This window comes from Nocardioides sp. WS12 (assembly GCF_014108865.1).
Classification (GTDB): Bacteria; Actinomycetota; Actinomycetes; order Propionibacteriales; family Nocardioidaceae; genus Nocardioides.
Map to the genome: position 1 here is coordinate 3,951,810 of NZ_CP053928.1, position 21,261 is coordinate 3,973,070.

The window sequence follows — 21,261 nt, forward strand, 5'->3', positions numbered from 1 at the left end:
GCCTATCCGCGCAAGCTCTTGGCCCTCTTCCTGAGAAACCAGAAACCTGGGATCAACAAGGTTGTGAGCCCTGCGTACAGGTACAGCCAATCACTCTCGAAGCCATTTATTGCCCAGCTTGCGAAGACCAGAACCAGCGCTGAGACAGCGATTGCCAGTTCGAGTCTTTCGGATCGCGACGCCACACATCCAGTGTAGGTCGCGCCGCGTTCAGAAGCCGTCAGCTCATCGGCGAGGTATCGCAGTACGACGTCGCGCCCGGTCCGCGGCCTCGCCCGTGCCAAGCCGTGGTCGTTTGTGAGGACCTTCCTTTCGATTCGATGCGGCGTCGTGTCAAAACGCCTCGGTCGGCGCCGAGGATCTCGGGCCCGAGGGTCCCCCGTCGGGGGATCCCAACCGAGGGAGCCATGGACCATGAAGAAGAGTCTGATGTCGATGGGCGCCGCAGCGGCGGCGCTCCTGCTCATCCCGCTGACGGTGGCCGATGCCGCACCGGGGGGTGCCAACTGGACCAACGCTGGTGGCGACTACCGGAACACGAGGTCGCAGCCGTCCGAGTCGAAGTTGACGGTCAGCAACGTCAGTGGACTGACGAGGAAATGGGAGTTCACGACCGGGGGCGACGTGTCGGCGACGCCCGCGATCTACAACGGTCACGTCTACGTGCCTGACTGGGCCGGCAACCTGTACGCGATCAACGCGAAGACAGGTCTGCAGGAGTGGCAGGTCAGCATCGCGGCGGCGAGCGGTGTTCCGTTCGACAAGGTGCGGGCGACGCCGACAGTGACCGAGTCGCTGGTGATCGTGGGCACGCAGGGCAGCATCCTCGTACCCGGCGGCGGTCCCGGCGGCAAGGTGATGGCCTTCAGCCGCGCCACCGGTGAACTCGTCTGGAGCACCGTCGCCGACGCGCATCCCGCGGCGATCATCACGCAGTCCCCGACCGCCTTCGGTGGTCTGTTGTACGTCGGCGTCGCGTCCCAGGAGGAGGCGCTCGCTGCCTTCGTACCGGGTTATCAGCTCTCGTTCCGCGGCAGCATGCTGGCGATCGACCTCGCCACCGGCGCCATTGTCTGGAAGACCTACATGGCACCGGACGGCTACACCGGCAACGCGTTGTGGGGCAGTTCGCCGGCCATCGACACCAAGCGCAAGCAGGTGCTGATCGCCACCGGCAACAACTACTCGGTGCCCCCGGACGTGCTCCAGTGCGTCAAGGACGCGAGCAGCAGCACGGAGCAAGCGGCGTGCCTGCCTGCCAACGACTTCTTCGACTCGATCCTGGCGCTCGACCTGAACACCGGCGCGGTGAAGTGGGCGACCCGGGCCATTCCCTACGACGCCTGGACCGTCGACTGCATCCCGTTCTTCGGAGACGGCGACCTCTGCCCCGACCCGGCAGGTCCCGACTACGACTTCGGGCAGGCGCCCGCGCTCTTCACCGTCAAGACGAGCGGAGGCAAATCGGTCGACGTCGTCGGAGCCGGGCAGAAGAGCGGCCAGTACTGGGCGCTCGACGCGGCCACAGGAACCGTTCGCTGGGTCACCCAGGCCGGCCCCGGAGGAACGGCGGGAGGCCTGCAGTGGGGCTCGGCCGTGGACGCCGGGCGGATCTACACCGCGAACGCGAACAGCAACCTCGTGCCATGGACGCTCCCCGATGACACGGTGACGACCAACGGCGTGTGGACCGGGCTCAACGCCGCGACCGGCCAGATCCTGTGGCAGACGACCCCGCCGCACGGAGGTGGCGCCTCCGGTCCGGTGACGACTGCGAACGGCATCGTGTTCGGTTGCTCCCTCGACCCCGACGGCTACATGTACGCGATGAACGGGGCGACGGGTGCAGTGCTGTGGGAGTTCGCGAGCGGCGGCTCGTGCCTGTCCGGCGCCGCGATCTCCAACGGAACCGTCTACTGGGTTCGGGCTACAGCAACTTCGGGTTCGGCACCCCGAACAACAAGTTGTACGCGTTCGGCCTCCCGAGCTGACCGTCCTGGCCGCGCTCAGCCACGGCCGAGCGCGGCCGGGTCGATGACGACGTACTCCCGGTCCTCCGGGTGCACCCACACGTCGATCACGGTGTCCGGCAGGATCCGCGGGATGGCGAGCTGGGAGACCAGCTCGGTGAGTTCGACGCGGTACGGATCCCCCGACTCAGCGTTCACGTCGAGGGTGAAGACGACGTACGGGTCGTTGTTGAGGCTGCCGCGCACCCGGGTGGCGGCGATCCTGGCCGTCGTGCGCGTGCCGGACTCGATGGCCCGGTCGCGGTGCACCCGCCTGGCGCGGGACTCACGCACCTTGAGCACGGCGAAGACGGCCAGGCCGGCGCCACCGACCACGAACGCGGCCGCGACGTACCGGTTGTCCTCCCGCGTCGCGCCGAGAATCACCAGGACCCAGAAGAGGGTGCCGGGCAGGATCATGAGGGCACCGAGGGGGAACGGCGGCGGCGATGGTGCGGGCACGCGCGCAATCTCGCAGACTGGGCCGGTCGGGCACAACAGCCACGCCGGACGAGCGCCTCGCCCGATTTGGGGGCGGTGTTCCCCCGCTGTTAGCCTTACTGGTCGCGTCTCCTGTGTTGTCGCCTGCCCCTCGGGCACGGCCCACCGGGGCACGCACTCCGGACCAGACCAGCATTTCCATACGACACAGAGGCAGTTAACCGTGGCGAACATCAAGAGCCAGATCAAGCGCAACAAGCAGAACGAGAAGGCGCACGAGCGCAACAAGGCCGTCAAGACCGGCCTGAAGTCTGCGATCCGCAAGTTCCGTGAGGCCGCCGAGTCCGGCGACAAGGACAAGGCCATCGCCGCCGCGCGCGAGGCCACCAAGAAGCTCGACAAGGCCGCGTCCAAGGGCGTCATTCACAAGAACCAGGCCGCGAACCGCAAGTCCTCGATCTCCAAGAAGGCTGCTTCTCTCTGATCCACTCCGGTCCGGAGTTCAAGGGAGTCCTCGCTGTGCGAGGGCTCCCTTTCCGTTTTCCTGAAGCCTGACCTTCGGGTCAGCCCCGACGCAGCGACGTGATGGTCAACACCAGTCGCTCAAGGGCGTACGACGCATCGCTGGCCGCGCCCTTGATGTCGGCGTCGGCCTGGGCGACCGCGCGGATCGCGCGGGCCAGTCCGGGTTCGTTCCAGCCGCGAGCCTGATCGCGCAGCGAGCGCAGCTTCCACGGCGGTACGCCGACCTCGCGGGCCAGGTCCGCCTCCCGCATGCCGCGCGGCGCACTCACCAGCCGCGCCAGTCCGCGGGCGCTGCCCGCGAACGCCGAGGTGACCAGCACCGCCGGGGTGCCAGCGTCGAGGGCCCAGCGCAGCTCTTCGAGCGCGGCCCGGTCGCGGCCGGCGAACGCAGCGTCGGCGACGGCGAAGGACTTGGCCTCGGCCCGGCCACCGAAGTAGCGGCGGACCTGCGCTTCGCTGATCCGCTCCCCCGGGAAGTCGTTGGCCAACTGGTGGGCGCCGCCGGCGAGCGAGCGCAGGTCGCGGCCGATCGACTCGATCAGCACGTCGGCGGCGTCGCGCTCGATCGTGGCGCCCCATCGTCGTACCTCGTTGGCGACGAAGGCGGGGAAGTCCCCCGGCTTGAGCTCCTCGGACTTGTGCTCGGTGACGGCGGGGAGCTTGCGCAGCTTGGTCAGCACGCCGCTGCCCTTGGGACCACCGCCATGCACGAGCACCAGCGCAACGTCCTCGACGGGTGCGGCGGCGTAGCTCAGCACGCCCTCGACGGACTCGTCGGGGAGATTCTCGAACCCGCGTACCACGACGCAGCGGATCGCCGAGAACAGCGACGGGGCGGACATCTCGCCGAGCGAGGCAAGCGTCAGGTCGGCGGCAGCGCTGTCCGCGAACTCGGTCTCGGCGTCGAACGCACGGACAGCAGCCTTCACGTCATCGACCGTCCGGGCGCCGAGGAACTCCTCCTTGCCGGTGACCAGGATGACCCGTCCCAACACGTCCTCGGCCCGCATGCGCCCACCTTCCCATACGCCTCCGACGTCACCTCCGGGTGGCGGTGGCGATCGTGCCGTCAGGTCCGACCACGATCGCGACGTCGCCACCGGTGTCGGTGCGCAGGACTTCTGCCTCGGCGTGGTCGAGGGTGTCCAGGACCCGCGGCGCCGGGTGGCCGTAGTCGTTGTCGGCACCCACGGACACGAGCGCGAACTCGGGGTCCAGGGATGCCAGCCAGGCGTAGTCCTGGTGGGCGCTGCCGTGATGCGGGACCTTGAGGACGTCGATGTCGAGGTCCGGGACCCGTCGCGACAGCTCCGCCTGACCGGGCGGCTCCACATCGCCGGTGAGCAGGATCCGTACGCCGGCCACCTCCGCGAGCAGCACGACACTGGCGTCATTGGCCGAACTCCCGTCGCCCGCACCGTTGACCGGTACGGGAATGTCGGGGTGCAGGACCTGGAGCACCGCGGCGCCGTACCTCCGGGTGGACGCGTACGACGCCGGCGCGACCGGGATCCGCGCTGCATCCGCGATCCGCTGGACATCGCGGACCGATTCCGGCGGATCGAGGACGGGCGTCGTCTCGATCGCGGAGACACGTCGGCCGTGCAGCACCCCCTCGAGCCCGTCGACATGGTCGGCGTGGAAGTGCGTGAGCACCACCAGTGGTACCCGGTCGATCGACAACCGGTCCAGACAGCCATCGATCGCATCCGGGTCGGGCCCCGCGTCGATCACGATCGCGGTGCGGGGTGCGACCGACAGAACCAGCCCGTCGCCCTGCCCCACGTCGCAGGCCACCAGGACCCAGCCCTCGGGCGGCCACCCGAAGCCGGGTGCCGACCAGATCCGGCCGGGGACGCCCAGCACGATCAAGAGCAGGCCCACCCCGAGGGCAGCCCCCAGCCCGCGTCGACGCAGGACCGCCGGCAGGACCACGGCCACCAGCACGCACAGCACCACGAGCAGCGCGATCGCGAGCGCGCTCGTGCCCCACCCGATCGTGGCGCCCGGCAGCGCAGCCCCGTGGCGGGCCACCGCGATGATCCAGCCGACGCACCAACCGGCGCCCGTGCCGCACAGCCGTCCCAGGACGGGCAGGACGAGGCCGACCAGGCCGCCGAGCAGGCCCAGCACCGTCGCCGGCCCCACCAGTGGCCCGGCCAGCAGGTTGGCCACGACCGCCACCAGGCTCACCTGTCCGGACAACACCGCGATGACCGGCGTGCAGGCCAGTTGCGCCGCAGTGGGTACGGCGATCGCCTCGGCCAGGCCCCGCGGCAGCCAGCGCGCAAGGGCCTCCGACAGGGGCGGACCGAGCAGCACGATGCCGGCCGTCGCCAGCACGGACAGGGCGAAGCCAGCGGACACGGCGAGCGCTGGCTGCACGAGCACGAGGGCAGTCACGGCCACCCCGAGCGCGCGGAGGCCGCGGCGTCGTCCGTCGGGTCCGAAGGCGAAGAGCCCGACGGTGCCCATGGCGGCCGCACGGAGCACGCTCGGTTCGGTCCGGGCGAGCAGGACGAAGCCCACGATCCCGAGCAACCCGACGAGCACCAGCCAGCGTCGTCGTACGCCGAGAGCGCGGGCGAGCAACAGCAATGCGCCCACCACGAGGGTGAGGTTCGTTCCGCTGACCGCGGTCAGATGCGTCAGACCGGTCGTCCGGAAGTCCTCCTCGACCGCAGCGGGCAGGCTGGCGTCGTCCCCGTCGACCAGCGCGGGCACCAGACCTGCCTGATCAGTCGGACGGTGCGCCACGGCCTCCCGGATCGAGGCCCGCAAGGCGGCCGACGCCCGCCACCAGACGTCGGGGCCCCGGATCCGTACCGGCGGGCGGGCTCCGGTCAGCAGAGCCGCCTCCTCGGCCCGGTCCGACGGCGCCAGGCGGCCCTTGGCCTCGACACGCTCCCCCAGCGTCACCTCCGCCCACGCCGGATCGCCCAGCACCACCACCGTGCCACCGAGTCGCTGCCGGACCCCGCGCGCGGTCACCTCCTCCACCCGCAGTCGTACGACGACCTGGTCGCCCCATTGCCCCTCGACCCGCCGCGGGTCGGAGACGACGGTCGCCACCAGTTCCGCAGTGGCCCGGTCCGCCGCCCAGTGGTGGAGCGGGCTCGCCGACACCGATGCGTGGCGCAGCAGGGTGCTCGTCACGACCGCAGCGGCCAGGAGCAGCGCCGCGGTCGCGAACCGGGAGCCACCCACCGCGGCGACGACCACCCCGAGGACCAGCGCCAGGAGCAGCCAGACGGCCGACGTGTCCAACCCGGCAGCCGCCACCCCGGCGCCCCAGGCGGCGGCAGCGAGCGCGGGCATCCGGAAGTCGTGGCGCACCGGTCGGGGCTCGGCCGTCACCGCGGGGTCCGCGGTCACCACCTAGGGTTCCCCGGGTGAGCCGCTACTCGACGTCGGAAATGGCCCGTGGTGCCGCGGGGGCCTTGTTGGGCATCGCGGTGGCCGGCGCGACCGCGCGGGCGGTGCCCGGCGGACCGGAGTTGCTGCCGTTCATCGTGGCCCCGATGGGTGCCTGCGCCGTGCTGCTCTTCGCCGTGCCGGCGAGCCCGCTCGCCCAGCCGTGGCCGGTGGTCGGCGGCAACCTGATCTCGACCGCGGTGGGCCTCACGGCGTACTGGCTGATCGATGACGTCCTGATCGCCGCGGCGGTCGGCGTCGGGGCCGCGATCGGCGTGATGATGCTGCTCAACTGCCTGCACCCACCCGGCGGCGCCTGCGCGCTGCTCGCAGCGACCGCGACCCCCGCGATCGCCGACCAGGGGCCGCTGTTCGTGTTTGCCCCGGTTGCCGTCAACACCCTCGCGCTCCTGGTGATCGCGCTGGTGGTCAACAACCTGACCGGCCGCCGCTACCCCCACCGACCGCCCGCACCCACACCGGCCTCCGCGGCGAGCGAACTCGGCATCACCACCCCCGACGTGGAAGAGGCCATGAAGCGGCTCGCCGACCGTCTCGACGTCCTCCCCGCCGACATCGTCGCCATCGTGCGCGACGCCGAGACGCACGCCCTCGACCGGCGGCTGGGCTCCATCCCCGTCTCCCGGATCATGAACACCGACGTGGCCGTGGCCCACCCGTTCGAGTCGATCTACCGGGCCCGCGCCCTCATCGTGCAGCGCCAGGTCAAGACGCTCCCCGTCATCGACAGCGAGCGCCGCGTCATCGGCGTGCTGTCGATCATCGACCTCTTCACCCGCGACCTGGTCGAACTCGAGACCGTCGACTCGATCATGCGCCCCGACGTCACCACCATCCTGGCCAGCACCCCGGTCGCCGACCTGGTGCCGGTGATGACCAGCGAGGGCTACAAGAACGTGCCGGTCGTCGACGACGACGGGCGTCTGGTCGGCATGATCACCCGCGGCGAACTGATCGCGGTGCTGCACCGGGCCCTGCTCGGCGCCACCTGAGCGAACCACCCGATCAGACCGTGACGTGGGGAGCGAGTCGCTCGAGGGTCTTCTGGCCGATGCCGTCCACCTCGAGGAGCTCGTCGACGCTGGTGAACCCGCCCCGCTGCTCGCGCCACGCGATGATCGACTGTGCAGTGACCGGCCCGACCTGCGGCAGCCCCTCCAGCTCGGTCTGGCTCGCCAGGTTCAGGTTGACCAGCGGGCCGGCCGCACCCGGCGCCGCCGCACCACCACCTGGCGCAGGGGCAGGCGCGGCACCGGCAGGCGCCCCGACCACGATCTGCTCACCGTCGACAAGCACCCGCGCGAGATTGAGCGGCGTCACGTCGACGCCCCGCTTGGCACCGCCGGCAGCGGAGAGCGCATCGGTCACCCGCGCCCCCTTGTCGAGTACGACGATGCCGGGGCGTCGTACCTTGCCGGCAACATCCACGGTCACCGTGCCGTCGGCCACTCCCGGCGACCCGGTCGGTGTCGCGGTCGGTGTCGCGGCGGCGAGCAGCGGTTCCACCGACTCCCCCGCCGCGGCAGGCGGGCCGGAACTCACGGGCTGATCCCGGGCAACCCACCACGTCGTGACCGCAAGCGCGACCGCGACCATCACGGCGACCACCGCGACGTGGACGGGAGCGAGCACCGGCAACCCGCGCGGCACCAGCCGAACGCGCCGCCGCGCGGCGTGCCGACCGGGCACGGGAAGCGCAGGCGGCAGGTCACCGGCAGGAGGTGACGGAGCGGCCTCCTCGGCCACCCGGGTGTGGTCGGCCCACCAGTTCTCGACCGGCTCGACCGGCTCGACCTGCGGAGACGGCGGACCGTCCGGCGCGAGTCCGTCGGCGATCAACGCGAGTCGAGGATGCATGCCCGCACGGTAGGCAGGATTCACCGACCGCTGCGGCCCGCGCCCTCACCCCTGTGGACAACTCCGCCGGAACCAGCGGGCTGTGGACAACAGATGGCCGTCAGGTCAGCGGGGCAACGCAGACCGCGAGCATGCCGGGGCCGACGTGGGCGCCGAGCACCCCGCCGAACTCCATGCGCCGCACCCGGCGGCCGTCGCGGGTCGGCACCAGTTGCTCGCCGAGGCGATCCGCGAGTCGCTCGGCGAGGGCCGCGGCGCGGTCCTCCGCCTCGAGGTGGGCCACGCACAGTTCGACGAAGTGGTCACCGGCGGCCTCGATCGCCATCGCCTCCAGGCGGGCGATCGCCTTGCCCGAGGTGCGGACCTTTGCGCGAGGTGCGATCACACCGTCGACGATCCCGAGCAACGGCTTGACCGCGAGTGCGCCACCGAAGACGGCTGCCGCGCCGCCGACGCGCCCGCCCCGGCGGAGGTACTCCAGGGTGTCGACGTAGAACAGCGAGGTTGCCGCCGCCGCGCGCGTGCGGGCCGCTTCGGCTGCGGCTGCCGCCGTACCGCCGGCCTCCAGGACTGCCGCCGCCGACTCCACTGCGTAGCCGATGGCAATGCCGACCTGACGGGTGTCGATGCATGTCACGGGCACCGGCGCGTTCCGCGAGGCCACGACCGCCGACTCGAAGGTCCCGCTGACCTCGGCCGAGAGGTGGATGGAGATGATCTCCGTCGCCCCGTCAGCCGCGAGCTTCTCGTAGAGGTCGGAGAACACGGCCGGCGGCGGTCGCGAGGTGCTGACCGCACGCTTCTCCCGCAGCGCCTCCGCCACCTTCGCGGGCGTCGCCTCGGGCGACCCCTCGTCGTACACCTCGTCGTCGATGACGACCTGCAACGGCACGACCGTGACACCGCACGCCTCTTCGGCGCCGGGCTGCAGGTGAGCCGTCGAGTCGGTGACGATGGCGATGGACGAACCCACGGCTACACCACGATGTTGACGAGCTTGGGCGCCCGGACGATGACCTTGCGGACCTCGCGGCCGTCGATGGCCTTGATCACCGCGTCGTCGGCCAGGGCGAGGGCTTCGAGGTCGGCCTCACTGATGTCCGGCGAGACCTCGAGGCGACCGCGGACCTTGCCCTGGATCTGGACGACGGCAGTGACGGAGTCCTCGACCAGCAGCGCGGGATCGACGACCGGCCACGCGACCTGGGCGACGGACGGCTGGTGGCCGAGCCGGTCCCACATCTCCTCGGCCGTGTACGGCGCCACCAGCGACAGCAGGATCGCGACGGTCTCCGCCGCCTCGCGCACCGCCGGGTCGGCCGGGCCGCAGCCCGAGTCGATGGCCTTGCGGGTGGCGTTGACCAGCTCCATGGTGCGCGCGACCATCACGTTGAAGCGGTACGACTCGAGCAGGATCGCCGCCTCGTTGACGGTCTTGTGCGTCACCTTGCGCAGCGCGACGTCACCACCCGCGGCGTCGACACCCGGAGCTGACGTCACGTCGCCGGACAGGCGCCAGGCGCGCTGCAGGAACTTCGCCGAACCGGCCGGCGACATGTCGGCCCAGTCGATGTCGTCCTCGGGCGGGCTCGCAAAGACCAGGGTCAGGCGCACCGCGTCGACGCCGAACTTCTCCAGCTGCTCACCGAGGTTGACGCCGTTGCCGAGCGACTTGCTCATCTTGTGGCCGTCGTTGATGACCGTGCCCTGGGAGAGGTACGCCGAGAACGGCTCGTCCCAGTCGATCATGCCCAGGTCGCGCAGCACCTTGGTGAAGAAGCGCGCGTAGAGCAGGTGCAGGACGGCGTGTTCGGACCCACCGATGTAGAGGTCGATGGGACCCCACGCGTTGGCGAGCGTCGTGTCGAACGCCTGCGTGGCGTCGTGGGCCGACAGGTAGCGGAAGAAGTACCAGGACGAGTCGACGAAGGTGTCCATCGTGTCGGTGTCCCGCTGGGCCGGACCGCCACAGGTCGGACAGCTGACGTTGACCCACTCGGTCGCCGCACCGAGGGGCGAGGTGCCCTTCGGCTTCAGGTCGGCGCCGCGCAGCTCGGGCAGTTCGACGGGCAGCTGGTCCTCGGGGACCGCCACTTCGCCGTCCACCGGGCAGTGGATGATCGGGATGGGCGCACCCCAGTAGCGCTGGCGCGACAGCAGCCAGTCACGCAGCCGGAAGTTGACCGTCCGCTCACCACTGGCCTTGGCCTCGAGCCAGTCGATGATCGCAGCCTTGGCCTCGGCGACTGCCAGCCCGTCGAGCGAGATCTCGTCGTTGGCCGAGTTGATCGCGGGACCGATGCCGGTGAACGCGTCGCCCTCGAAGTCCTCGGGCGGCCGCACGGTCCGGATGATCGGCAGGTCATACGCCGTCGCGAAGTCCCAGTCGCGCTGGTCCTGTCCGGGCACGGCCATGATCGCGCCGGTGCCGTAGTCGGCCAGCACGTAGTCGGACGCCCACACCGGGATCTCCCGGCCGTCGACCGGGTTGACCGCGTGGACACCGAGGAAGACACCGGTCTTCGGTCGGTCCGTCGCCAGCCGGTCGATGTCGGATGCCTTGCGGATGCCGTCCAGGTAGGTCTCGTACGCCGACCGGTTCTCGTCGGTCACCAGCGTCGCGGCCAGCGGGGCGTCGGCCGCCACGACCATGAACGTCGCGCCGAACAGCGTGTCCGGGCGGGTCGTGAAGACGTCGATCTCCTGGTCGGTGCCGACCACGGGGAACGTGACGTGCGCACCCTCGGAACGGCCGATCCAGTTGCGCTGAGCGTTGATGACCTTGCCGATCCAGCGGTCCTGCATGTCATCGAGGGAGTCGTGCAGTTCCTGGGCGTACTGGGTGGTCTTGAAGTACCACTGGGTCAGCTCGCGCTTGGTGACCTCGGCGCCACAGCGCTCGCAGGTGCCGTCGGCCAGGACCTGCTCGTTGGCCAGCACGGTCTGGTCGTTGGGGCACCAGTTGACCGGGCTGTTCTTGCGGTAGGCCAGGCCCTTCTCGCGGAACTTCAGGAACAGCCACTGGGTCCACTTGTAGTACTCGGGGTCCGAGGTGTGCAGCCGACGGGACCAGTCGAAGCTGATGCCGTAGCGCTTCATCGACTCGAACTGCGTCTCGATGTTGGCATAGGTGTACGTCGCCGGGTGCTCGTTGTTCTTGATGGCGGCGTTCTCGGCGGGCAGGCCGAAGGAGTCCCAGCCCATCGGGTTGAGCACTTCGTAGCCACGGAACCGCCAGTAACGGGAGATCACGTCGTGCAGCGCGAACACCTCGGCGTGGCCCATGTGCAGGTCACCGCTCGGGTACGGGAACATCGTCAGCGCGTAGCGCTTCTCCCGCTCACCGGACAGGACGGCGGCGTCGTCGGCACGGAAGGGATCGAGCTCTTCCCAGACCGGAAGCCACTTCTCCTCGACGGCATGGACGTCGTAGTGGACTTCTGCCATCACATTGGAGGAGGGCGAAGGGGAGGGCGCGACCGTTTCACTCACGGCCAAAGGATAGTCGTGACGAGGCCTGAGTCAGGCCACGGCCTCACCCGTCTGGACGCGCCACAGGGCGGCATAGCTGCCGCCGAGCGCGACCAGTTCATCGTGGGTGCCCGCTTCGGCGACCCGGCCGCCGTCCAGGACCCAGATCCGGTGGGCGTGCCTGACGGTCGACAGCCGGTGGGCGACCACGATCGTGGTGCACCGTTCGGCCGCCCGCCGCAGGGATGACTGGATGGCCGCTTCGGTCTCGTTGTCGACCGCGCTGGTGGCCTCGTCGAGCACCAGGATGGCCGGATCGCGCAGCAGGGCACGGGCCAGCGCGATCCGCTGGCGCTGGCCACCGGACAGGGTGATCCCGCGCTCCCCCACCCACGTGTCATAGCCCTCGGCCAGGCCTTCGATGAAGTCAGCCACGGCAGCCGCGTCGGCGGCTTCGCGGATCTCGGCCTGCGTCGCGCCCGGGCGGCCGTAGGCGATGTTCTCGCCGATGGTGCCGGAGAAGAGATAGACGTCCTGGGCGACGTACCCCATGGAACCGCGGAGCGAGTCCCAGTCGAGATCGCGCACATCGGCGCCGTCGAGCAACACCTGGCCCTCCCGCGCGTCGTCGAAGCGCAGCACCAGTCGCAACAGCGTGGACTTGCCGGCACCGGTGGAACCGACGATCGCATGCGTCTCCCCTGCAGGGACGACGAGATCGATGCCGTGCAACACGTCCGGCCCGTCGGCGTACCCGGCCCGGACACCCTTCAACTCGACCCGGCCACCGACCGGCTTGGTCAACGTCGCGGTCCCGGCCGGCACGGTCACCGGCTCGTGCAGCAGCGCAAGGATGCGGGCGGTCGACGCGCGACCGCGCTGGTAGAGGTCGAGCACCTCGGCGACGTCGGTCATCGGCCAGAGCAGGCGCTGGGTCATGAAGACCAGTACGGAGTAGAGCCCGATCTCGAGGTCTCCACGGAGCGTCGCCCATCCGCCCAGCAGCAGGGTGCAGGTGAAGCCGGCGAGGATTGCCATCCGCACCAGCGGCACGAAGGCCGCCGACGAGCGGATCGCCCGCACGTTGGCGTCGCGGTACGCCGCTGACACGCCTTCGATCCGCTCGCGTTCGCGGTCCTCGGCAGTGAAGGCCTTGATCGTGGCGATACCGGCGAGGTTGGCGCTGAGCGCGCCGGACAGGTCGGCAACGGCCCCTCGAACCTTGTCGTAGAGAGGCTCCAGGCGCTTCTGGAAGACCAGTGAACCCAGCACGATGATCGGGATCGGGAGGAACGCGTAGAGAAGCAACTCCCACGACGCGATCGCGAACACGGCACCGACGAGCACGATGTTGAGGAAGGTCTGCAGGATCGCCGGGAACCCGACGTCGAGGAACCGCTCCAACTGGTTCACGTCGTCGTTGAGCGTCGCGAGCGTGGTGCCCTGCGGCCGCGACTCGTGCCAGCCCAGGTGCAGGTGCTGCGCATGGTCGTAGGCGTCGACCCGCAACTCGTGCTCGACGGTCTGCGCCAGTCCGCGCCACAGCAGGCTGGCGACGTACTCGGACGCGGACTCGATGACCCAGACCACGACATTGAAGGCCGCGATCCAGGCCAACTGCGCGTACCGCGACTCCACGCCCAGCAGTTCACCGGCGAACGAATCCGACCCGCGTACGACGACGTCGACCGCCGCTCCGATGAGCAACTCGGGCATCACGTCGGCGACCTTGTTGATCGTCGACATCAGGACGGCGAGCAGGAACCGCCCACGGAGTCGGTCGTAGCGATTCCACAACGCGCGGAGCGGACGATCAATGGGCTGCACGGCGCTCCCGGGTTCGACAACTGGTTAGGTGAACCTTACTGTCGCGCGTCTGCACGCCCGCGCCCGGTCTCCCGGCCCATGGAACGGCTACCGTGCCGTTCATGAGCGATCTCTCCTCCATGTTCAGGCTCGACGGCAAGGTTGCCGTCGTCACCGGCGCCAGCTCGGGGCTCGGCGTCGACTTCGCGAAGGCGCTGGCCGAGGCCGGCGCCGACGTCGCGATCGGTGCCCGTCGCGTCGAACGCCTCGCCGACACCGCCGCACTGATCGAGGCGGCCGGTCGCCGAGCCCTGAGCGTGGCGACCGACGTGGCCGACCCGGCGTCCTGCCAGGCCCTGATCGACGCCGCGATGGCCGAGTTCGGTCGCGTCGACATCCTCATCAACAACGCAGGCGTGGGCACAGCGGTCCCCGCGACACGCGAGACCCCGGAGCAGTTCCGCCAGGTCATCGACATCAACCTCAACGGCAGCTACTGGATGGCCCAGGCCTGCGGCCGGGTGATGCAGCCCGGATCGAGCATCATCAACATCTCGTCCGTCCTCGGTCTCACGACCGCCGGACTCCCCCAGGCCGCCTACGCCGCCTCGAAGGCCGCGATCATCGGCCTGACCCGCGACCTCGCGCAGCAGTGGACCGGACGCAAGGGCATCCGCGTCAACGCGATCGCACCCGGCTTCTTCCTGTCGGAGATGACCGACACCTATCCCCCGGGCTACCTCGAATCCCAGGCACCGCGGATTCCCGCGGGCCGCAAGGGCGACCCGCGGGAACTCGCGGCAACGGCGGTCTTCCTCGCCTCCGACGCGGCCGGCTACATCACCGGCCAGACACTCGCCGTCGACGGCGGGATGACGATCACCTGATCAATCAACGACTCGCGTAGACGACCACGACGGACGGACGCGGGAACGCGTCGGTGTGCGGCCACGTGCTGGCCTGGTCCTCGAACGTGGCGCCGTCGATCTCGCCGGGGTGCTGCACCGCGACGAACAGCGAGCGGTCGTTGTCGGTGACCAGCGGGCCGCAGGCCTCCGCGCCCTTGGGCACGGTGCAGATCTGCTGCACCTGGCCACGGTTCGGGCCGGCGACCGGCACCCGGAAGACGCCGTCGTTGCTGCCGAGGACGTTGCCGTCGGTGGAGATCCACAGGTTGCCGACGGTGTCGAACGAGACATTGTCCGGGCAGCTGATCGGGCTGACCTTGGTCTTGTCGAAGCCACCGAACCAGGTCTCCGGCGCGGCCGGGTCACCGCACACCAGGAACAGGTCCCAGGTGAACGTGAGCGACGCGTGGTCGCTGCCATCCGGCGTCATCTCGAGGACGTAGCCGTTGCGGTTGCCGCTGGCATTCGTCAGCGGCGCCGCGATGCTCGCCCGGACCTGCGAGGTCGCGAGCGGGTTGGCCTCGTCGACCGGCATCGAGCCCGAGCCGCGGTTCGAGTTGTTGGTCAGCGCCGCGTAGACCTTGCCGTTGATCGGGTTGGCCTCGACGTCCTCGGGACGGTCCATCTTGGTCGGCGTCAGCTTGTCGGAGGCCTGCCGCGTGAAGAGGAGTACGTCGGCGACAGACATGCCGGGCACGAAGGACTGCGTGTCCGTCGTGAGCGGCAGCCAGGTGCCGGTGCCGTCGAAGAGACCGTCCTCGGTGCCGTCGCCGACCAGCTTGGCGACGTACAGGGTGCCCTGGGTGAGCAGCGTCAGGTTGTGCTGCTTCGCGGCCTTGGTGCCGGCGCCGTCGTACTTCTCGGCCGAGACGAACTTGTAGAGGTAGTCGCCCCGCTCGTCGTCACCCATGTAGGCGACGGCGTAGCCCTCGTCCGAGATGGCGATGTTGGCGCCCTCGTGCTTGAAGCGGCCCAGCATCGTGTGCTTCCTGGGCGTGGAGCTCGGGTCGAACGGGTCGATCTCCACGATCCAGCCGAAGCGGTGGGGCTCGTGCGGCTCCTTCGACAGGTCGAAGCGCGGGTCGACGCTGCTCCAGCCGCGACCGGAGCCGTTCACGCCGTAGCGCGCGTACTGCGCCGTGTAGCGGGTGTCGAGGCCGGCGCCCTTGTCGAAGTACTGGTTGAAATTCTCCTCGCCCGACAGGACCGTGCCCCACGGGGTGGTGCCGCCTGCGCAGTTGTTGAAGGTGCCGAGGACCCAGCGACCCTCGCTGTCCGCGGTGGTCTTCAGGCGGGCGTCGCCCGCGGCCGGGCCGACGAGCTCGAAGGTCGTCGCGTCGTGGATACGGCGGTTCTCCTTCGCCTGGCCGAGGCCGGCGCGCTTCCACGAACCCGGGAGGTTGTGGCGGCGGACGCGGACGACCGACATGCCGTGGTTCGCGATCGCGATCCGCTTGACCTCGTCCGCGGTGTACTCGCCCGTCGGGAACATCAGGTTCTCGTCGGTGTACTCGTGGTTGACTACCAGCAGGGCCTCGTCGTCGTTGAGCGGCAGCAGGCCGACGTAGTCGCAGTTGTAGCCGAACTGCGACCGGGCGGACTCGACCGTCTGGGCGTGGGCGTCGAAGTCGGGCGCACCCTTGACCACCGGGTCACCCCAGCGGATGACGACGCTGTGGTCGAAGCCCTTGGCGGTCGTGAACGCGTCACGCTTGTTCGGCTCGACCGATGTGAAGAGCGCCTGGCCGAGGGAGCCGCGGCCCGACGGAGCGCCGGGGCGCTGGGCGCCGGGTCCAGCGGCGGCCGGGCCGGCGGAGTGCACGAGGCCACCGACGAGGAGCGCGCCCGCGGTGACGGCGCCGCCACGCAGGACGCTGCGACGGCCGACGGCCTTGGCGATCTCGTCCTGGATGTGGGCGTGGTTGGTCGTGTTCGGCTCGGGCTGGTCACAGGCGTTGCCGCAGCGGAAGAAGCAGGTCAGGTGCGACCGGGATCCGTGGCGGTTGCCCATCGGGGCGAGCGCGAGCAGGGGCCGGTTCTCGGGAACGACGGAGGTCATGGGCGCAGCCGACCAGTCGCCGGTGAACCCCTCCGGGCCAGCAGGTTGCGTGTCGGTGAAGCACGGAAGGCCGTGCCTGATCACCCGGCGCGGCACGGCATGATGGCGCCCATGGACCCCCGACCCACCGGCTCGGCGCGGGAGGTGGCGGGCGTCTTCCTGCGGCTCGGCGTCATCGCGTTCGGCGGTCCGGCGGCGCACGTCGCGCTGATGCGCGAGGAATTCGTACGCCGCCGAAAGTGGGTCACGGACCAGCGCTTCGCCGACCTGATGGGCGCCACCAACCTGATCCCGGGGCCCAACTCGACCGAGCTCGCCATGCACCTGGGCCACGAGCGGGCCCGTTGGCGCGGACTGGTCCTGGCCGGCCTCGGCTTCATCCTCCCGGCGGCGCTGATGGTCACCGCGCTCGCGTGGGCCTACGTCGAGTACGGCGACACTCCTGCCATCGAGGGTGTCCTGTACGGCGTCGTGCCAGTCGTCGTCGCGATCATCGCGTGGGCGCTCGTGGGTCTCGGGAAGACGGTGCTCAAGTCGCCGTGGCTGGTCCTGCTCGCGGCGGCCGCCCTGGCGTCGTACCTGCTGGGGGTGAACGAGCTCATCGTCCTGTTCGCCGGTGCCGTGCTGGCCGCCGTCGCCAGGGCCGGTCAGACGCTGTTCCAGGGCCGCGGCGAGCGACACCACCTGCTGGGAATCCCGCTGCTCGCCGGCTCGCCCGTCTTCACCGATCCGAGCAGCACCCAGCTGGCCCAGTTGTTCTTCACGATGCTCAAGATCGGCTCGGTGCTCTACGGCAGCGGCTACGTCCTGCTCACGTTCCTCGAGGGCGACTTCGTCGACCGCCTCGGCTGGGTCACCCAGCAACAACTGATCGACGCCGTGTCGATCGGGCAGGTGACCCCCGGGCCGCTGTTCACGGCTGCGACCTTCCTCGGCTACGTCGTCGCAGGCTTCCCCGGCGCGTTCCTCGCCACCGTGGCGATCTTCCTGCCGTCGTTCGTGTTCGTCGGGCTGCTCACCCGGCTCACCGACTGGCTGCGTTCCCGCGCCTGGACGTCGGCGCTGCTCGATGGCGTCAACGCCACTGCGCTGGCGCTGATGGCAGGCGTCTCGCTTCAGCTCGGACGGACCTCACTGGTCGATCCGCTGACGATCGCGCTGTTCCTCGCCACCCTCGGGCTGCTGTGGCGCACGAAACTCAACAGCGTGTGGTTCATCGCCGCGGGTGCACTGGTGGGCGTCGCCCACGTCCTCATCTGACCGGATGGTGGCTGGTGATCGAGATCCGGTTGAAGGCATTCATCGTGATGGCCACCCAGGCCACCGCGGCATAGGCCGCATCGCCCAACACGGCACGCGCCTCGTCCTCGACGTAGCGACGCTCGAGGAGTTCGGGCAACTGAGTGATCGATTCCGCCAACTGCAACGCGGCCTGCTCCTGCTCGGTGAACAGGCTGGTCTCCGACCAGGTCGACAGGACAGCGAGGCGCCGTTCCGTCTCGCCGGCCTCCACGGCCTGGCGGTGGTGCAGGTCGAGACAGTAGGCACAGCCGTTGATCTGGGAGACCCGCATGTTGATCAGTTCGACCAGGACCCGACCGATCCCGGCAGCCTCTGCTGCGTCACCGGCAGCCTGGGAGAGCCCGGTGGCGGCCTGGTAGACCGCTGGTGCGGCCTTGTCGAGATAGAAGCCCTTCCTCACGCGACCGGGTCCGTGATGTCGTCGTACTCCGGGTGCTTCGTCAGCCACCGCGCCACGTAGGGGCAGTGCGCGATGATCCGCTTCCCCTGGGCGCGTACGTCGGCGAGCGCGAACGCCACGAGCTCGCCGGCAAGGCCGCGGCCGCCGTACGCGTCGTCGACCTCCGTGTGGACGAAGTCGACGTGGACGTCGTCGGGCAGCCGGTACTGCGTGAAACCGGCCAGAACGTCGACGTCCCGGATCTCGTAACGACGGAGATCCGGGACGTGGACGTAGCTGATGGTGCTGTTGTCAGGAGCCTCGGTCATGCACCCAGCATGCCAGCACCGTTTTCAGGAAGGGTGGATCAGCGCAGGTCGAACCGGTCGGCGTCCATGACCTTGACCCACGCGGCGACGAAGTCGTTGACGAACTTCTCCTTCGCGTCGTCGCTGGCGTAGACCTCGGCGAGGGCGCGCAGTTCGGAGTTCGAGCCGAAGACCAGGTCGTTGCGGCTGCCGGTCCAGGTCGCACCCGACTCGGTGGTGGCCGTGAAGACCTCCTGCGAGTCGTCCGTGGCGGTCCACGTGGTGCCGAGTTCGAGCAGGTTGACGAAGAAGTCGTTCGTCAGCGCGCCCGGCGTCGTGGTGAACACACCCAGGTCGGAGCCGTCCCAGTTGGTGCCCAGCATCCGCAGGCCACCGATGAGGGCGGTCAGCTCCGGAGCGCTCACGCCGAGCAGGTTCGCCCGGTCGATGAGGGTGAACTCGGCAGGGAACTTGCTCGACTTGGCGAGGTAGTTCCGGAAGCCGTCCGCCTTCGGCTCGAGGAAGTTCGTGAGCTCGATGTCGGTCTGCTCCTGGGTCGCGTCCCCACGGCCGGTCGTCGTGGTGACGGCGACCTCGACGCCACCCGCACGGGCTGCCTGCTCGACACCCACCGAGCCGGCGAGCACGATCGTGTCGGCCAGCGAGGCGCCGTTCGCGGTCGCGATCTCCTGGAGCTTCGCGAGCACGGTGGCCAGCGCGGCCGGCTGGTTGATCGCCCACGACTTCTGCGGCTCGAGGGCGATCCGGGCACCGTTGGCGCCACCGCGCTTGTCGGAGGTCCGGAAGGTCGACGCCGACGCCCAGGCCGTCGAGACCAGCTGGGAGACGGTGAGGCCCGAGTCGGCGACAGCCTGCTTGAGCGCGGCCACGGCGGCGTCGTCGAGGGGTGCACCGGCGGGGATCGGGTCCTGCCAGATGAAGTCCTCGGCGGGCACCTCGGGGCCGAGGTAGCGCGCCTTCGGGCCCATGTCGCGGTGGGTCAGCTTGAACCAGGCGCGGCCGAACGCGTCGGTGAACGCGGCCTGGTCCTCCTTGAACTTGCGCGAGATGGCTTCCATCTCCGGGTCGACCCGCAACGCGATGTCGGAGGTGAGCATCCGCGGCTCGCGCTTGCCGTCACCGAAGGACTCGGGGACGAGGTCCGCGCCGCCGCCGTTGACCGGGCGCCACTGGTTCGCGCCGGCCGGGGACTTGAACAGCTCCCACTCGTAGGCGAACAGGATGTGGAAGAACTCGTTGTCCCAGCGGGTCGGGTGGTAGGTCCAGGTGACCTCGAGGCCGGAAGTGATCGCGTCGATCCCCTTGCCCGAGGCGTATTCCGACTTCCAGCCCAGGCCCTGCTGCTCGATCAAGCCGGCTTCCGGCTCCGCACCGACGAGGTCGGCGTCCCCCGCACCGTGGGTCTTGCCGAAGGTGTGGCCGCCGGCGATCAGCGCGACGGTCTCCTCGACGGTCATACCCATCCGGCCGAAGGTGTCCTTGATGTCGATGGCCGAGGCCAGCGGGTCCGGGTTGCCGCTCGGGCCTTCCGGGTTGACGTAGATCAGGCCCATCTGGACCGCCGCGAGCGGGTCCTCGAGGTCGCGCTCACCGGTGTAGCGCTCGTCCTCGAGCCACTCCGACTCCGGACCCCAGTAGATGTCGTCGTCGGCCTCCCACACGTCGGGACGGCCGCCGGCGAAGCCTGCGGTCGGGAAGCCCATGTCCTCCATCGCGACGTTGCCGGCGAGGATCATCAGGTCACCCCACGAGAGGGAGCGGCCGTACTTCTTCTTCACCGGCCACAGCAGGCGACGGGCCTTGTCGAGGTTGCCGTTGTCCGGCCACGAGTTGATCGGGGCGAAGCGCTGCTGGCCGGTGCCGCCGCCGCCGCGACCGTCCTGGGCACGGTAGGTGCCGGCCGAGTGCCAGGCCATCCGCACGTAGAGCGGGCCGTAGTGGCCGAAGTCGGCCGGCCAGAAGTCCTTCGAGTCGGTCAGCGTCGCGGCGATGTCGGCCTTGACGGCCGCCAGGTCCAGGGCAAGGAAGGCGCTCTTGTAGTCGAAGTCACCGCCGTACGGGTCGGTGACGGTCGGGTTCTTCGCCAGGATCTTGAGGTTCAGCTTGTTCGGCCACCACTGGTGGTTCGGAGCTCCCTGCGTGGGGTGGGTGAGACCACCGTTCATCACGGGGCACTTCGCAGCACCGCCACCGTCCTGGGGCTCATCGGTGACCAGGGGGGCAGACTCGTCGGACATGGGTTTCCTTTCGGGAGACCTATCAGGGGCGGGGAGATGCGATGGAACAGTCGGGGCACAGGCCCCAATAGATGACCTCGGCCTCGTTGATGACGAAACCGTGGGAGTTCGATGCGGTGAGGCAGGGCACGTGGCCGACCGCGCAGTCCACGTCGGCGATCTCGCCGCAGGAGCGGCAGACCGCGTGGTGGTGGTTGTCGCCAGTGCGCGTCTCGTAGCGCGCCACCGAGTTGGCGGGCATGATCCGGCGCACCAGGCCGGCCTCGGTGAGGGTGCGCAGGCAGTCGTAGACGGCCTGGTGGGAAACCTCCGGCAGCAGGGTGCGCGAGGCGGCGATCACCGACTCGGTGTCGGCGTGCGGGTTCGCGTGGACCGCCTGCAGCACGGCCAGCCGCGGCTGGGTGACCCGGAGCGCGACGTCCCGCAGTTGGTGCGAGAAGTCGGGCTGGGTCATGTCGGCCAGTCTGCCACTAATCTTGAATGAGTCAAGACTAGTTTCGGCG

General features: G+C 69.7%; 15 protein-coding genes and 1 pseudogene. 5 read left to right on the forward strand and 11 right to left on the reverse strand.

Annotated features, from left to right (window positions below; all coding sequences use genetic code 11):
- Nucleotides 1-435: 435 nt before the first annotated feature.
- Both HRC28_RS25455 and rpsT read left to right on the forward strand, forming a co-directional pair.
- A pseudogene (locus tag HRC28_RS25455) lies at nt 436-1,911 on the forward strand (PQQ-binding-like beta-propeller repeat protein); the annotation flags it as partial.
- A 762-nt stretch (nt 1,912-2,673) separates the two neighbouring features.
- Nucleotides 2,674-2,934 carry a 30S ribosomal protein S20 gene (rpsT, locus tag HRC28_RS25460; RefSeq protein ID WP_182377007.1) on the forward strand — a complete coding sequence of 87 codons (261 nt, stop codon included), beginning with the start codon at nt 2,674-2,676 and terminating at the stop codon, nt 2,932-2,934.
- 79 nt (nt 2,935-3,013) lie between these two features.
- Here the strand turns inward: rpsT and holA are convergent, their stop codons facing one another.
- A complete protein-coding gene (gene holA / locus HRC28_RS19145) occupies nt 3,014-3,985 on the reverse strand; it encodes a DNA polymerase III subunit delta (RefSeq protein ID WP_182377008.1) in 972 nt (323 codons plus the stop codon).
- 28 nt (nt 3,986-4,013) lie between these two features.
- Nucleotides 4,014-6,353 (reverse strand): ComEC/Rec2 family competence protein, encoded by a 2,340-nt coding sequence (locus HRC28_RS19150; RefSeq protein ID WP_237111568.1) that lies wholly within the window; start codon nt 6,351-6,353, stop codon nt 4,014-4,016.
- Between the two features lie 14 nt (nt 6,354-6,367).
- Between HRC28_RS19150 and HRC28_RS19155 the strand changes: the two genes are divergently transcribed.
- Entirely contained in the window at nt 6,368-7,402 is a 1,035-nt protein-coding gene (locus HRC28_RS19155) for an HPP family protein (protein WP_182377009.1), read from the forward strand.
- A gap of 13 nt (nt 7,403-7,415) precedes the next feature.
- On the opposite strand, the gene HRC28_RS19160 is transcribed toward HRC28_RS19155, so the two are convergent.
- The 4 genes from HRC28_RS19160 to HRC28_RS19175 all read right to left on the reverse strand — a co-directional run bounded on the left by HRC28_RS19160 (nt 7,416) and on the right by HRC28_RS19175 (nt 13,565).
- Nucleotides 7,416-8,267: a helix-hairpin-helix domain-containing protein gene (locus HRC28_RS19160; RefSeq protein ID WP_202033121.1), complete on the reverse strand. Its 852-nt coding sequence runs from the start codon at nt 8,265-8,267 to the stop codon at nt 7,416-7,418.
- Nucleotides 8,268-8,367: 100 nt separating this feature from the next.
- The gene (locus HRC28_RS19165) at nt 8,368-9,240 is read right to left on the reverse strand and encodes a DegV family protein (RefSeq protein ID WP_182377010.1); all 873 of its coding nucleotides are present in this window, start codon (nt 9,238-9,240) and stop codon (nt 8,368-8,370) included.
- A gap of 2 nt (nt 9,241-9,242) precedes the next feature.
- Nucleotides 9,243-11,714: a leucine--tRNA ligase gene (gene leuS, locus HRC28_RS19170; protein ID WP_182380760.1), complete on the reverse strand. Its 2,472-nt coding sequence runs from the start codon at nt 11,712-11,714 to the stop codon at nt 9,243-9,245.
- 75 nt (nt 11,715-11,789) lie between these two features.
- The gene (locus HRC28_RS19175; RefSeq protein ID WP_237111569.1) at nt 11,790-13,565 is read right to left on the reverse strand and encodes an ABC transporter ATP-binding protein; all 1,776 of its coding nucleotides are present in this window, start codon (nt 13,563-13,565) and stop codon (nt 11,790-11,792) included.
- Nucleotides 13,566-13,666: 101 nt separating this feature from the next.
- Between HRC28_RS19175 and HRC28_RS19180 the strand changes: the two genes are divergently transcribed.
- Complete coding sequence (locus tag HRC28_RS19180) at nt 13,667-14,431, forward strand: glucose 1-dehydrogenase (RefSeq protein WP_182377011.1); 765 nt, start codon at nt 13,667-13,669, stop codon at nt 14,429-14,431.
- A gap of 4 nt (nt 14,432-14,435) precedes the next feature.
- Here HRC28_RS19180 and HRC28_RS19185 read toward each other — a convergent pair whose 3' ends face one another.
- The gene (locus tag HRC28_RS19185) at nt 14,436-16,511 is read right to left on the reverse strand and encodes a PhoX family phosphatase (RefSeq protein ID WP_182377012.1); all 2,076 of its coding nucleotides are present in this window, start codon (nt 16,509-16,511) and stop codon (nt 14,436-14,438) included.
- Between the two features lie 111 nt (nt 16,512-16,622).
- Between HRC28_RS19185 and chrA the strand changes: the two genes are divergently transcribed.
- Nucleotides 16,623-17,771 (forward strand): chromate efflux transporter, encoded by a 1,149-nt coding sequence (gene chrA / locus HRC28_RS19190; protein WP_182377013.1) that lies wholly within the window; start codon nt 16,623-16,625, stop codon nt 17,769-17,771.
- Here chrA and HRC28_RS19195 read toward each other — a convergent pair.
- The 4 genes from HRC28_RS19195 to HRC28_RS19210 are packed head-to-tail and all read right to left on the reverse strand — an operon-like array spanning nt 17,764 to nt 21,212.
- Nucleotides 17,764-18,213, reverse strand: coding sequence for a carboxymuconolactone decarboxylase family protein (locus HRC28_RS19195; RefSeq protein WP_182377014.1), 450 nt, complete (start codon nt 18,211-18,213; stop codon nt 17,764-17,766). The two genes, chrA and HRC28_RS19195, sit on opposite strands and share 8 nt — an antisense overlap.
- Nucleotides 18,210-18,521 carry a GNAT family N-acetyltransferase gene (locus tag HRC28_RS19200; RefSeq protein ID WP_182377015.1) on the reverse strand — a complete coding sequence of 104 codons (312 nt, stop codon included), beginning with the start codon at nt 18,519-18,521 and terminating at the stop codon, nt 18,210-18,212. The genes HRC28_RS19195 and HRC28_RS19200 overlap by 4 nt, the downstream gene beginning before the upstream one ends.
- Before the next feature lie 38 nt (nt 18,522-18,559).
- Nucleotides 18,560-20,758: a catalase/peroxidase HPI gene (gene katG / locus HRC28_RS19205; RefSeq protein WP_182377016.1), complete on the reverse strand. Its 2,199-nt coding sequence runs from the start codon at nt 20,756-20,758 to the stop codon at nt 18,560-18,562.
- 22 nt (nt 20,759-20,780) lie between these two features.
- On the reverse strand, nt 20,781-21,212 hold the full coding sequence (locus HRC28_RS19210; RefSeq protein WP_182377017.1) for a Fur family transcriptional regulator: 432 nt from the start codon (nt 21,210-21,212) through the stop codon (nt 20,781-20,783).
- Nucleotides 21,213-21,261: the final 49 nt, after the last annotated feature.

Bases quoted from the DNA above. Each gene is read 5' to 3' on its own strand.
- HRC28_RS19200 (WP_182377015.1), bottom strand. From the start codon at position 18,521: ATGACCGAGGCTCCTGACAACAGCACCATCAGCTACGTCCACGTCCCG.
- katG (WP_182377016.1), bottom strand. From the start codon at position 20,758: ATGTCCGACGAGTCTGCCCCCCTGGTCACCGATGAGCCCCAGGACGGT.
- HRC28_RS19185 (WP_182377012.1), bottom strand. From the start codon at position 16,511: ATGACCTCCGTCGTTCCCGAGAACCGGCCCCTGCTCGCGCTCGCCCCG.
- HRC28_RS19180 (WP_182377011.1), top strand. From the start codon at position 13,667: ATGAGCGATCTCTCCTCCATGTTCAGGCTCGACGGCAAGGTTGCCGTC.
- leuS (WP_182380760.1), bottom strand. From the start codon at position 11,714: ATGGCAGAAGTCCACTACGACGTCCATGCCGTCGAGGAGAAGTGGCTT.
- holA (WP_182377008.1), bottom strand. From the start codon at position 3,985: ATGCGGGCCGAGGACGTGTTGGGACGGGTCATCCTGGTCACCGGCAAG.
- HRC28_RS19210 (WP_182377017.1), bottom strand. From the start codon at position 21,212: ATGACCCAGCCCGACTTCTCGCACCAACTGCGGGACGTCGCGCTCCGG.
- chrA (WP_182377013.1), top strand. From the start codon at position 16,623: ATGGACCCCCGACCCACCGGCTCGGCGCGGGAGGTGGCGGGCGTCTTC.
- HRC28_RS19160 (WP_202033121.1), bottom strand. From the start codon at position 8,267: ATGCATCCTCGACTCGCGTTGATCGCCGACGGACTCGCGCCGGACGGT.